This window comes from Hyphomonas sp. UBA3601 (genome assembly GCF_002375605.1).
Taxonomy (GTDB): domain Bacteria; phylum Pseudomonadota; class Alphaproteobacteria; order Caulobacterales; family Hyphomonadaceae; genus Hyphomonas.
Genome location: NZ_DFME01000124.1, coordinates 17,127 through 28,890, shown reverse-complemented (window position 1 = coordinate 28,890; position 11,764 = coordinate 17,127). Strand labels below are relative to the sequence as shown.

11 protein-coding genes and 1 pseudogene are annotated in these 11,764 nt (G+C 60.0%); 4 read left to right on the top strand and 8 right to left on the bottom strand.

Annotated features, from left to right (window positions below; translation table 11 throughout):
* Nucleotides 1–323: hypothetical protein (locus B4F73_RS13580; RefSeq protein ID WP_290483528.1), on the bottom strand; the 323-nt coding region annotated here is incomplete at its 3' end.
* 121 nt (nucleotides 324–444) lie between these two features.
* Nucleotides 445–3,021: an aminopeptidase N gene (gene pepN, locus B4F73_RS13575; protein ID WP_290483527.1), complete on the bottom strand. Its 2,577-nt coding sequence runs from the start codon at nucleotides 3,019–3,021 to the stop codon at nucleotides 445–447.
* A gap of 109 nt (nucleotides 3,022–3,130) precedes the next feature.
* On the opposite strand from pepN, the gene B4F73_RS13570 reads away from it, so the two are divergent.
* The gene (locus B4F73_RS13570) at nucleotides 3,131–3,523 is read left to right on the top strand and encodes a VanZ family protein (RefSeq protein ID WP_290483526.1); all 393 of its coding nucleotides are present in this window, start codon (nucleotides 3,131–3,133) and stop codon (nucleotides 3,521–3,523) included.
* On the opposite strand, the gene B4F73_RS13565 is transcribed toward B4F73_RS13570, so the two are convergent.
* Nucleotides 3,500–4,093, bottom strand: coding sequence for a hypothetical protein (locus B4F73_RS13565; protein WP_206992309.1), 594 nt, complete (start codon nucleotides 4,091–4,093; stop codon nucleotides 3,500–3,502). The genes B4F73_RS13570 and B4F73_RS13565 overlap by 24 nt on opposite strands.
* Nucleotides 4,094–4,311: 218 nt before the next feature.
* Between B4F73_RS13565 and B4F73_RS13560 the strand changes: the two genes are divergently transcribed.
* Entirely contained in the window at nucleotides 4,312–5,427 is a 1,116-nt protein-coding gene (locus B4F73_RS13560; RefSeq protein ID WP_290478674.1) for an acyl-CoA dehydrogenase family protein, read from the top strand.
* A gap of 13 nt (nucleotides 5,428–5,440) precedes the next feature.
* The gene (locus B4F73_RS13555) at nucleotides 5,441–6,646 is read left to right on the top strand and encodes an acyl-CoA dehydrogenase family protein (RefSeq protein ID WP_034815938.1); all 1,206 of its coding nucleotides are present in this window, start codon (nucleotides 5,441–5,443) and stop codon (nucleotides 6,644–6,646) included.
* A gap of 1 nt (nucleotide 6,647) precedes the next feature.
* On the opposite strand, the gene B4F73_RS13550 is transcribed toward B4F73_RS13555, so the two are convergent.
* Genes B4F73_RS13550 through B4F73_RS13535 form a run of 4 tightly spaced genes read right to left on the bottom strand, consistent with a single transcriptional unit; the run spans nucleotide 6,648 to nucleotide 10,110 of the window.
* Nucleotides 6,648–7,244 (bottom strand): ABC-type transport auxiliary lipoprotein family protein, encoded by a 597-nt coding sequence (locus B4F73_RS13550; RefSeq protein ID WP_206992307.1) that lies wholly within the window; start codon nucleotides 7,242–7,244, stop codon nucleotides 6,648–6,650.
* Nucleotides 7,245–8,204, bottom strand: a complete 960-nt coding sequence (locus B4F73_RS13545; protein ID WP_206992306.1) for an MlaD family protein — start codon at nucleotides 8,202–8,204, stop codon at nucleotides 7,245–7,247.
* Nucleotides 8,205–8,221: 17 nt separating this feature from the next.
* Nucleotides 8,222–8,986 (bottom strand): ABC transporter ATP-binding protein, encoded by a 765-nt coding sequence (locus B4F73_RS13540; protein ID WP_206992305.1) that lies wholly within the window; start codon nucleotides 8,984–8,986, stop codon nucleotides 8,222–8,224.
* On the bottom strand, nucleotides 8,983–10,110 hold the full coding sequence (locus B4F73_RS13535; RefSeq protein ID WP_206992304.1) for an ABC transporter permease: 1,128 nt from the start codon (nucleotides 10,108–10,110) through the stop codon (nucleotides 8,983–8,985). Before B4F73_RS13535 ends, B4F73_RS13540 begins: the two co-directional genes overlap by 4 nt.
* An 89-nt stretch (nucleotides 10,111–10,199) precedes the next feature.
* Between B4F73_RS13535 and dgcA the strand changes: the two genes are divergently transcribed.
* Nucleotides 10,200–11,183 carry an N-acetyl-D-Glu racemase DgcA gene (dgcA, locus tag B4F73_RS13530; RefSeq protein WP_349679574.1) on the top strand — a complete coding sequence of 328 codons (984 nt, stop codon included), beginning with the start codon at nucleotides 10,200–10,202 and terminating at the stop codon, nucleotides 11,181–11,183.
* Here dgcA and B4F73_RS13525 read toward each other — a convergent pair.
* Nucleotides 11,180–11,764: pseudogene (locus B4F73_RS13525) on the bottom strand (hypothetical protein); the annotation flags it as partial. The gene dgcA and the pseudogene B4F73_RS13525 sit on opposite strands and share 4 nt — an antisense overlap.

Below are 11,764 nucleotides of genomic sequence, written 5' to 3'. Positions count from 1 at the left end.
TGCAGAGAAACGACCACATCGACTCCTGGCGTAGCGGAGGCGACTGCCGAGCGGGACGCGCCTGCATCGGCAATCAGCCGCATCGCCATTTCAGCTGTGCCGGCATGACCGGATAGCCGCGCTGCGATGGTCGAAGAGTTGGCTTCAAGCGCACCCAGAAGCGTGGAGTCGGCCGTCTGGCGCTCTTCCCAGGCCTTCAGGCCAAGTGCGCCTGCCAGCAACAGGATAATCGCAATGATCGTCCATTTCAGCCGCCGGTCATCGCGACTGGGGACTCCCGCAGCGACAGTATCCGTTTGCGGAGGGATAACCGACTTGGACAAGGTGCTTCCTGTGCCGATTCCTTAGAAAAACAAGGGCTCAGCTTTGGTTTTCTATCGTAATCCTTGCCCAATTCTTAACAAAGGTACAGATTTCGTTAACCCAGAAAACGGGTTCCGCCGCCTAGCTCAGCGCGCGGGACACGATATCTGCAGAATTCTTTGACAAATCAGCAGCTTGCAGACGGCGGAGACAGGCTTCTGCCTCTGCCTTCGCCTTCGGCTCCAGAATGCGCCACTGTTCAAACGCAGTCAGCAGACGGGCACCGAGCGCAGGGTTCACCTTGTCGGCCTTAAGTATAATGCCTTCGATGACTTCATATCCAGAGCCGTCCGGCGCGTGAAACCCGGACAGATTCTGCATTGCAAAAGCCGCCGCGACCGAGCGGACGCGATTGGGGTTGCCCATGTCGAAATCCGGATGCGCCGCCAGTTTTGAAACGGTTGCGGCATCACCGGTACCCGCCTGTACGCCAAACCATTTGTCCATGACCAGCGGGTTAAATTTCCACGTCCTCTCGAAATCGGCCAGTGCAGTCTCCCGCGCCGCGCCTTCCAGCCCTGCCAGGCCGCGCAACGCAGCGAGCTTCTCGGTCATGTTGGTGGCGGCGTTATAGAGACCCAGAAGGCGCTCACCCGCTTCGTCGTGGCCTGATGCTGCCAACAGGTTGATCAATGCCGTGCGCAGGGCGCGTTCACCCGCCTGCTCTGCACCCGGATCATAGGGTTCCGGGGAAGACTTGGCGAGAATGTCATCCACAAAATCGGAGAGCTTGCTGTAGAGGGCTGCCTGCAGTTTCTTGCGCGCGGTGTTCAACGCCACAGGGTCAGCCGGCTGCCGTTCCTGGAACAGTTCACCCACATCCGGCAGGCGTGTCAGGAGCGACGCGAAGGCCGGGTCGTCCACCGCGCCGCGAATAGCCACAGCCATCGCTTCGACAAGCGCATCATCCGGCTCCGCCTGCGATCCTTCGGACAGGGCCAGAATTTCTTGCTTGGCGAGGTTCTGCACACTGTCCCATTGATTGAACGGGTCCGTTTCCAGTCGGATCATCGCGAGTTGGTCATCGCGGCTGAGCGCTCGCTTGATGCGTACCGGCGCGGTAAAGTCGCGATTGATCGACACCAGAGGGCGTTCAGATCCTTCCGGCAGGTCGAAGGTCATGGTCAGTTCTTCATCTTCCAGAAGCGTGATCCATTCAGCCATGTTGCCTTCATCGTCGATCAACGCCATTTCCATCGGGATCAGCATCGGCTTCTTGGCTGGTTGGCCGGGTGTTGCTGGCGTCTTCTGTTTCAGCGTGACAGCAATCTCGCGCGTTTCCGGATTCCAGCTTTCTTCCATCGTGATTTCTGGCGTTCCGGCTTGCGAATACCAAAGTCGGAACTGAGCGAAGTCCTGCTCGCTGACTTCTTCGAAACAGGCATAAAAATCCTCGATGGTGACAGCCTGTCCATCATGACGGTCGAAATAGAGGTCCATGCCTTTGCGATAGGTTTCCTCACCGAGCATCCGGCGCAGCATGCCAATTATCTCCGCGCCCTTTTCATAGACCGTGGCCGTGTAGAGATTATCGATGGCCCCATAGGTGGTCGGGCGCACCGGGTGCGCCAATGGGCCGGCATCCTCGGCAAACTGGCGTGCGCGCAAGCGGATGACGTCCTTTATCCGCTGCACTGGGCGCGAGCGCATGTCGGCAGAAAAATTCTGATCACGGAAAACCGTCAGGCCTTCCTTGAGGCACAACTGGAACCAGTCTCGACACGTGATCCGGTTGCCAGTCCAGTTGTGGAAATATTCATGGGCGACGATGCTTTCGATGGCCTCGAAATCTGCGTCGGTCGCGGTGTCTTCGTCAGCCAGCACATAGGCCGAGTTGAAGATGTTCAGACCTTTGTTCTCCATGGCGCCGAAATTGAAGTCGCGCACAGCCACGATATTGAACACGCCGAGATCATACTCCCGGCCATAGGTCTCCTCATCCCATTTCATTGAGCGTTTGAGGCTGTCCATGGCCCAGGCCGCACGATCCGCATCGCCCTTGTCGACATGAATTGCCAGATCGATGGTCTTGCCGCTCATGGTGGTGAACTGATCAGAGTAGACATCATAATCGCCAGCGCAGAGCGCAAAGAGATAGGCCGGCTTCTTGTGCGGATCATCCCATACCGCAAAGTGCCGACCATCATCCACATCGCCTGCCTCGCCCGGCGTACCGTTCGACAGCAGGATGGGATAGGTCGCCTTGTCGGCCGTCATGCGCACGGTGAAGCGGCTCATCACATCCGGACGGTCGGGATAAAACGTAATGCGACGGAATCCGATGGCTTCGCACTGGGTGCAGAAACGGCCGCCTGACATATAGAGACCCGACAGCGCAGTGTTCTTTGAGGGCGCGATCTCGACTTCGGTAACCAGCGTAAACGCGTCTGGCACCTCTGCCAGCGTCAGTCCGGTCTCCGTCAGCTGGTAGGCATCATCCGGCACTGCAACGCCATCAATTGCGATCGACTTCAACTCCAGCGCTTCGCCGTCAAGCTCCAGGGGCGCGTTCGCGTCACCTGTCCGGCGGACCTTCAGATCGGCGCGCACCCGAGTCGCATCCGGATGAAGGTCAAACCTCAGATCCACCTGCTCGATTTCGAAGGGATAGGACGAATAATCCGACAATTGAACGGCAATGGGGGCTTCAGTGCGCATGTTTTCTCCGGCAAACAGGATTTCAGTCTTTCAGTTAGGGAGTCTGGCTGGCAACGTCGAGGGCTAGCGCCCATGCGTCTGCAGATATCAACCCGAATGGCGAGGCCTGATGCGCGCACTTCTGTCTCATCCCCTCATCCGCAGTCTGGCGGGGCTTGCCGCAATCGGACTGGCGATCATTATCGCAGTCTATTCCCTTGTCCCGGTCAGTGAGGCCCCTGCTCCGCAATTGTCGGACAAGATCAAACACTTTGCAGCCTACGCCGCCCTAGCCGCGTCGCTCTCGGTGGCGTTCGGGGTGGGCCCACGCCCGGCTGCTTTGGCGTTCAGCATATCAGCCTTGTTCGGTATCGGGCTTGAGATTGCGCAAATGCTTGGCGAGGCCGGACGCGAGGGGTCCTGCCTTGACGTTGCGGCCAATCTGGGCGGCGCGCTGGTCGGAGTTCTTGTTGTCGGGGTACTTGGTCGACAGGGGCGGCTATTCAGCCGCGACCGTCGCTGAATCTGCCTCAGCCGCGTCATCCAGCTGATAGACAAAGCGCAGGATCGATGCGCAACGCTGGGCGACCTGCTTGAGTTCGGACGGGCAGTCATCCGGTTTTTCCTGACAGAAGTCCGCGATCTGACGTACGGTCTGCAACAAGTCCGGCGTGCAGGCGATCATGCGGGCCTGATGCTCGATACGTTGCGGGTCGCGATCATATTCGCCGCCCGTGACGCGCCAACCGCCCTGGTCATCTTCATCCGTCACAACCACGGGATAGGTCCCGACATCACTGATGCCGAGGCCACCAATACTGGCCCGCCATTTCGCGCGGCGGCGAGCGATATGCCAGTGCTCCAGCAGGGAATCGTCGTCATCCGGGCGCAGGACATGCGAATCCCTCGCCAAGCTCTCTTCAGCCGCCAGTTCATGAGACTGGAAACTGCGTCCCAATCCGCACTCATAGGTCACGCGGAGCGGTTCATCCACGTCCTTGACCCAATGCGGCACGACTTTTTCGATCAGCGCCCACGTTCCGACGGGCTTCACGAAGACGCGCTGCGATTTGTGAAATAACGCCTTGGCCATCAGTTGCTCCCGAATTCAGACGTGATTTTTGCCATCTGGGCCTTTCAACGCAGTGAAACCGATCGATGAAATTTGACCTACCGGCACGATTTCCCACCAAAAGTGGATTTTCGCGTTTCCGTTGGGTGACGGGTTTCCGCGCACGTAAACCGCGCTATTTTGCTCATCATTGAAGAAAAAGAGTGGCCCGACCGGCCACAAAGGGGAGCGCAAGCGACATGAACTTCGACTTTTCCGAAGACCAGAAATTTCTCGGCAATGAGGCACGCAAATTCCTCGAAGCCGAATGCCCCATGACGGCCGTCCGTCTGGTGTTGAATGACGACGATGTCAGCCACAATGAAACTGTCTGGAACAAGGTAGTGGAAATGGGCTGGCTCGGCACGGCCATCCCGGAAGAGCATGGCGGCCTCGGCTTGGGCCTGCTCGAAGTGTGCGTGCTGGCAGAAGAAATGGGCCGCGTCCTGGCTCCGGTTCCGTGGGCCTCCACCGTCTACTTCTTCACCGAAGCGCTGAAGCTGGCTGGCTCGAATGAGCAACAGGCCGAAATCCTCCCGCGTATCGTCAGCGGTGATGTAGTGGGCTGCTACGCCGCCAGCGAAGGCCCTGGAAATCCAGCAGCGGATACGCTGAAAACGACCTTCGACGGCTCCACGCTTTCGGGCACCAAGGTCCCGGTCACCGATGGCGATATCGCAACGCACGCCATTGTGCTGGCCAAGGAAGGCTCCGGCGCGAGCTTGGTCCTGGTCGACCTGACCGGCGAAGGCGTGACCCGCAAGACGCTCCAGACACTGGACCCAACCCGCAGCCATGCCGAGATCGTCTTCGACAAGGCACCGGCCACGCGTCTTGGAAACGCGGGCGACGGCGAAATGCTGAATGACCAGGTCCTGGATCATGCGGCTGTCCTGCTCGCCTTCGAACAGCTGGGCGGCGCCTCCCGCGCCCTCGAAATGGCAACCGACTATGCCAAGGAACGCTACGCCTTTGGACGCCCCATTGGTGGCAATCAGGCGATCAAACACAAGCTCGCTGAAATGTATGTGAAGAACGAGGTTGCTCGCTCGAACTGCTTCTACGGCGCATGGGCCGTCTCGACGGGTGCCGCCGAACTGCCGGAAGCCGCCGCCGCGGCGCGCATTGCAGCATGCGAAGCCTTCTGGTTCGCGTCCAAGGAAAACATCCAGACCCATGGCGGCATGGGCTTTACATGGGAGGTGGACTGCCACCTCTTCTATCGCCGCGCCAAGCTGCTGGCCGTTCAGGCCGGAGCGCCGAAAGTGTGGAAAGAAAAACTCGTCCGCACCCTTGAAAACAAGAATGCCGCCTAAGGAGGAATGACTCATGGACTTCAATGACACCAAAGAAGAAGCCGAATTCCGCGCCGAAGCTCGCGCTTTCCTCGGCAAGCACCTCGAGCCCAAGGGCGACAAGCCGCTGCGTCAGCGCGTGGATGGCAGCGAATTCATGAAACTTGCCAAGCAATGGCAGAAGACAAAATCCGAAGGCGGTTATGCCCAGATCACCTGGCCGAAAGAGATCGGCGGGCGCGGCGGCACGCCGATGCAGCAGGTCATCTGGAACCAGGAAGAAGGCAAGTTCGACGCGCCGACCGGCCCCTTCACCATCGGCCTCGGGATGTGCATCCCGACCGTCATCGCGTTCGGCTCCGACGAGCACAAGAAGCGCTATGTCGGCAAAGCAATGAAGGGCGAGGAAATCTGGTGCCAGCTCTTTTCCGAACCGTCTGCCGGGTCTGATGTTGCGGGCCTGAAGACCCGCGCCGTCAAGGATGGCGACGAATGGGTCATCAACGGCCAGAAGGTCTGGACCTCCGGCGCACACTATTCCGATTACGGCATCCTGCTGACCCGGACCGACCCGAGCGTGCCGAAGCACAAGGGCCTGACCATGTTCATCGTGGACATGAAACAGGCTGGCGTCGAAGTGCGCCCGATCCACCAGGCATCTGGTGGTCGCGAGTTTAACGAAGTCTACTTCACGGATGTCCGCATCAAGGATTCCGACCGTCTCGGCGAAGTCGGTCAGGGCTGGAAAGTGGCCATCGTCACACTGATGAACGAGCGCCTTGCCGTGGGCGGCTCCCCTGGCCCGGACTGGGCGGAGATCATGGCCTATGCCAAGGAAGCAGGCACCATGTCTGATCAGGCTTTCCGCGAGAAACTGGCCGACTGGTATGTTGCCGCGCAAGGCTACAAGCTGACCAAGTTCCGCACGCAGACGGCCCTATCACGCGGCCAGACACCGGGACCGGAAAACTCGATCGGCAAGATCATCACCGCCAACCACCTTCAGGACATTTGTAACTCGGCCATCGAGATGCAGGACCATTACGGCATCCTGACGGATTCAGATCGCATGCCAGCCGATGCCATCTTCCAGCAAAGCTTCATGTGGGCCCCGGGCCTGCGCATTGCAGGCGGCACGGATGAGATCCTGAAAAACATCATCGCCGAACGCGTTCTGGGCCTGCCCCAGGATGTCCGCGTGGACAAGGACATTGCGTTCGACCAGATGAAAAGCGGCTAGATCAAGCCTCAGGCGCGTCTGCGTGAACGTTGATGTACTGGCTGACGAAGGCCGCCACATCGTTCACGCAGGCCCGGCCTGCTTCGCCCAGCGCCTTGGCACGGTCTGCATTGGACCCGCCATTGGCACTGGCAGAATTCGAGACCACGATCTGGTCCAGCACATCTCGCGATCCACCGTCCATGAGCGTCGCGCGCACGCGGCACCGCCCGGTCGTACCGGACAAGGTGAAATCCGTTACCTGCCAGGAAAGCTCATAGGGCGCTGAAGCTCCCGTCTCGGGCGCAATCGCCTTGCCTGCGCCCTGCCCCTGCAACGCGTCCAGCATCGCCATCTGCATCAGGCGTGTCGACGAATCCGTCCATTCCACGTTCGGCACCAAACGTAGCGCACCACTGGAGTCTTCCGCCGCAATCGCCCGACCGGCTACGAGGCGTGACGCATCCGGCTCACGAATGAGAACAGACGCATCCAAATCGTAGGTTGTTTCCATCGGCGCAAAGCGATAGAGGCCCTGTGGCACCTTTGGCTCTGGCAAGACAGACACACATGCTGCGAGGCTACAGGCCGCAAGGCCAGTCATAAGAACACGGATCATCTAGCGGCTCTCCTCATATGGGGCCGGGTCACCGACCACGAAGCCCTGGGGGTTTTGTTCCAATTCACGCGCGACCCGGTCGAGGCGGTTGATCAACAGGCGCAAATCCCGGCTGGCAAGACGCGCGTCGACCAGCGCGCCTGTGGCCGGGCCTTCGATGGCGTCTGTCGCCGCAAGTACCGCGAGATTGCTCTGCTCCACCGTCTTGTTCGCACTGGCAGCCACTTCGCGGATTTCGGCGACCAGCGCATTGGCCTGCGAGCCGAACTCGGTCATCTGACTGTCTGCATTCGTCCCGAAGGATTCCAACGACGCAGAGGCCGCTTCAAAGCGCGCGCTCGCCGCCGACACATCTTTCAGCGTCTGGGTCGCTTGCGCCATCGTGCCATCGGAGGCGGCGAGTTGCCCGCTGAGTGTTTCGATGTTGCGGATCGTGGCTGACAGGGACTCAATGTTCTCATCCGTGAGGATCAGGTTCACCCGCTCAATGGTCCGGTTGGCCTTGCCGAGCACTTCGGCGCCACCGGCAAAAATTTCGTCGAGTTGTGTCCGCTCGGCCTTGATGACGGGCACGGGCTGACCCGGCCGCGCGCGCAGAGGTGCTGCCTTGGGTGAGCCTGCCGTGATCTGAACAAATGTGATGCCCGTAATGCCGGCCAGCTGGATAGAGGCCGTAGAATCCACTTTCACAGGGGTTTCCGCGTCCACACGTATCCGGGCCCGTACCTTGGACTGATCCCCCCGGTCGATCCGCACCCAGGAGACCTCACCCACCTTGATGCCGATATAGCGCACCGAAGCCCCCTGCTCCAGCGAGACCGGTCCCTCGAAGACAATATCATAGGCTTCAAAATCCTGCCGGAACTGGGACTGGCCCAGCCACAGCGTGAATACCGCCACGGCCATCGTGGCGATCAGGACGAATGCTCCGATCAGGGCGTAATTCGCTCGCGTTTCCATCGTCTCCGGGTCCTCTTCTAGTGTCCCGTCGCGGCCCGCCCACGCGGACCTCCGAAATATTCCTGGACCCACGGATGATCGAAGGCCCGTAATTCATCAATTGTGCCGACTGCCAGCACGCGTTTCTCGCCCAACACGGCAATCCGGTCACAAGTTGCCTGCAGCGTATCCACATCATGCGTCACAAGGAAGACCGTCAGGCCCAATGCGCGTTGCAGCTGTCGGATCAGCGCATCGAAATTGGCTGCTGTGATCGGGTCGAGCCCGGCGGTAGGTTCATCCAGAAACAGGAGTTCCGGGTCGAGTGCCAAGGCCCGCGCAAGGGCCGCGCGCTTGCGCATGCCACCTGACAGATCGGACGGGAACTTTGGGCCGGCATCCCCATGCAGGCCCGCCATCAGAATTTTCATGTCCGCCAGTTCGCGGCATAGCTGCGGCGAGAGGTCGGTGTGCTCCTTCATGGGCACCATGACATTCTCGCGCACGGTGAGGTTCGAGAACAGTGCGCCGTCCTGGAACATGACGCCCCAGCTGCGCTCCACGGCGGCGCGCTCGTCCGGGTCGAGTGTCTCCAATCGCTTGCCGAACACTTCAATACTGCCCGCCGAAGGTTCCTTCAGGCCAGTGATCGCGCGCAAAAGCACAGACTTGCCACAGCCTGATGGGCCGATGACGCCGATGATCTCGCCGCGACGAATATCAAGATCAAGATGCTCATGTACGACATGAGACCCATAGGCGGTCTTCAGGTCACGCACGCGGATGATGATTTCGTCGGTCAAATGCCCATCTCCATATAGAAGATGGCGAACAGGGCATCGATCACGATTATCGAGAAGATGGCCTGCACAACCGATGTGGTTGTCTTGCTGCCAAGCGACTGGACGCTGCCACCCACATTCAGGCCCTGACGGCAGGCAATAAGCGCCACCACGAACCCAAACACCGGAGCCTTGGACATGCCAACCCAGAACTGGTCCAACGGCACGTTCGACTGAAGACGGTCAAGGAAGAGTGCCGGATTGATGTCCAGTGCCAGCCAGCCAACGATGACGCCGCCTGCAATGCCTGCAAGCGTGCCCACAAAGGCGAGTACCGGCGTGGCCACAACCATCGCAATGATACGCGGCGCGACCAGCACATCCATCGGCTTCAGGCCGAGTGTCTGCATGGCGTCGATTTCCTGGCGCATCTTCATCGTGCCGATTTGCGCCGTGAACGAGGAATTGGTCCGCCCCGCCAGAACGATGCCGGTCATGATGACCCCAAGCTCGCGCAGCATGGCAAAACCGATCAGCTCGACCACAAAGATTTCAGAGCCCAGGTCGCGCAGGGTTGTCGCGCCAATAAAGGCCACCACCATACCGACAAAGAAAGAGAGAAACGCGATGATTGGCATCGCATCGAGACCAGCCTCTTCAAGCACAGAGACAATAGAGGTCCAGCGCAACTTCCAGGGCGTCAGGACAAGTCGAAATGTCGTCACCAGCGTCTCACCGAGAAAGGCCAACGTGTCCTTGGCTTCGCCCAGCATGTTCATGAAACCGCGGCCGGTCCGCTCAAGCATATCGACCAGTCCGCCGTGTGGCGGCCGCTTGGGCTCTTCCACATCGGTCACGGCATGCACCTGGCCGATCAGGTTTTCGGCGTTGGAATGGTTGCCCTCGATTCGGGCAGGCGCTTCTGACAATTGTCGCAGCGTGCGGTCAATGACAAAGGCGCCGGCGGTGTCGAGCTTGCCGAGCGCCGCAGCGTCCAACACGAGCGCGCCCTCATGGGCCTCCAAATCGCGCAAACCGTCGTCCACGGCTTGAACCGTGCGCACGGTCCAGTCCCCCGAGACACGGAGGACGGTCTGTTCGCCGCTGGTTTCCAGCGCGAATTCGGGGATGCTAGGGTTCGCCATTCAATTGCTTTTCTACCTGACCACCCTATCCAAACATGCTTAAGACCTGAAAAGCATGATTGTTCAAATTTCACCTATTGGGACCATACATGGGCCAGCGAACACTTGAAATTACTGATGTTTCTTCACCCCTGAAGACGGCGTTTACCATTTCACGCGGCGCCAAGACCAGCGCGGATACAATTCAGGTCACCATCCGCGAGGGCGAGGCGGTCGGACAGGGTGAATGCGTGCCCTACCCGCGCTATGGCGAAACCCAGACCGGGGTACATGCAGCGATCGAAGCCCGTCGGGCTCAGATCGAAGGCAGTCTCAGCCGGGAGGCCTTGCAGACCGCCATGCCCGCTGGCGCTGCCCGGTGCGCCGTCGACTGCGCCTTGTGGGATCTGGAAGCCAAACTGACCGGCACACCTGTGTGGAAACTGGCGGGCCTTCCCGAACCCAAGCCGATCGAGACTGCGGTTACGGTCAGCCTCGACACGGCGAACGCAATGGCCGAGGCCGCGCGCTCAACGCCCAGCCGTTTGCTGAAGCTGAAACTGGGCGGACCGGAAGACCTTGAACGGATCGAAGCAGTTCATGCGGCCCGTCCCGATGCCCGCTTGATCGTGGATGGCAATGAAGGTCTGCTGCCAGAACAATTCCCTGCCATCGTAAAGCGTGCCGCAAACTTGGGCGTGGTCCTGATCGAACAACCCTTTCCGGCTGGCAAAGACGAGGCCTTGCTAAGGAGGCCCGGCGCAGTATCCGTATGCGCAGACGAAAGCGCCCATACGAGCGCCGAGATCCAGGAACTCGCCCGCCGCTACGATGCGGTCAACGTGAAGCTCGACAAGACCGGCGGGCTTACAGAAGCTATTCGCACGGTCCGCGCCGCACGCGAAAGCGGACTTGGTGTCCTGCTCGGATGCATGGTGGGCGGATCATTGTCGATGGCGCCCGCCGTTCTACTGGCCGGCCTCGCTGACGCGGCAGACCTGGACGGCCCGCTCTGGCTCGCCGAAGACATCGCGCATGGCCTGACCTATTCGGACGGCATGGTCAGCCCTCCAACATCAGCGCTCTGGGGCTAGGCCGCCCCGTCGAGAATATCCCTGAAACCGCTGGGGGCATGAGGCCCCATGAACAATTGTTCGAAGGCGCCGATACCTTCGGACGACAAGCCGTTCGGCCCTTCATGCCGCGCGCGGGCGATGGCCTGGATGTGGAGATTTTCAGGCTGTTGCCAAGACATTTTCTCAGGCTCGTAATCCTCGCGGAGAACCGACAACTGGTCACCATGATAGGAGCCATGCTTGCGCTCAGGATGGCCATAGCCGATGCCCTTCATCAGGAAGGTTCCGAACGGCTCGAAACTAACCGTATGCGGATTTCCCTGTCCGTCCTCGAGATGCAGCTTGGCCGACTTCATCCGCCGTGTGCCCGGCGTGTAATTGATGTCCATGTGCGGCTTGTCGAGATGGAGCAATTCGCCCTGCCCGGCGCCATCCATCGCCAGCACGGCGCGGGTGTTCCATGCCTCACCCGCCTCATCATGGTTCACATGATAGAACATTGAGAGGTTGGGGAAATTCGTCGGCGTCCAGATCCAGTAGAATTGCGGCGGCAATGGCGGGATCAGCGGCTGGGTATCCTGCGCGCCGATCGGGCGCAC

Excerpts from the sequence above, each read along its gene's own strand:
- pepN (WP_290483527.1), bottom strand. The coding sequence starts at position 3,021 with ATGCGCACTGAAGCCCCCATTGCCGTTCAATTGTCGGATTATTCGTCC.
- B4F73_RS13570 (WP_290483526.1), top strand. The coding sequence starts at position 3,131 with ATGCGCGCACTTCTGTCTCATCCCCTCATCCGCAGTCTGGCGGGGCTT.
- B4F73_RS13565 (WP_206992309.1), bottom strand. The coding sequence starts at position 4,093 with ATGGCCAAGGCGTTATTTCACAAATCGCAGCGCGTCTTCGTGAAGCCC.
- B4F73_RS13560 (WP_290478674.1), top strand. The coding sequence starts at position 4,312 with ATGAACTTCGACTTTTCCGAAGACCAGAAATTTCTCGGCAATGAGGCA.
- B4F73_RS13555 (WP_034815938.1), top strand. The coding sequence starts at position 5,441 with ATGGACTTCAATGACACCAAAGAAGAAGCCGAATTCCGCGCCGAAGCT.
- B4F73_RS13550 (WP_206992307.1), bottom strand. The coding sequence starts at position 7,244 with ATGATCCGTGTTCTTATGACTGGCCTTGCGGCCTGTAGCCTCGCAGCA.
- B4F73_RS13545 (WP_206992306.1), bottom strand. The coding sequence starts at position 8,204 with ATGGAAACGCGAGCGAATTACGCCCTGATCGGAGCATTCGTCCTGATC.
- B4F73_RS13535 (WP_206992304.1), bottom strand. The coding sequence starts at position 10,110 with ATGGCGAACCCTAGCATCCCCGAATTCGCGCTGGAAACCAGCGGCGAA.
- dgcA (WP_349679574.1), top strand. The coding sequence starts at position 10,200 with ATGGGCCAGCGAACACTTGAAATTACTGATGTTTCTTCACCCCTGAAG.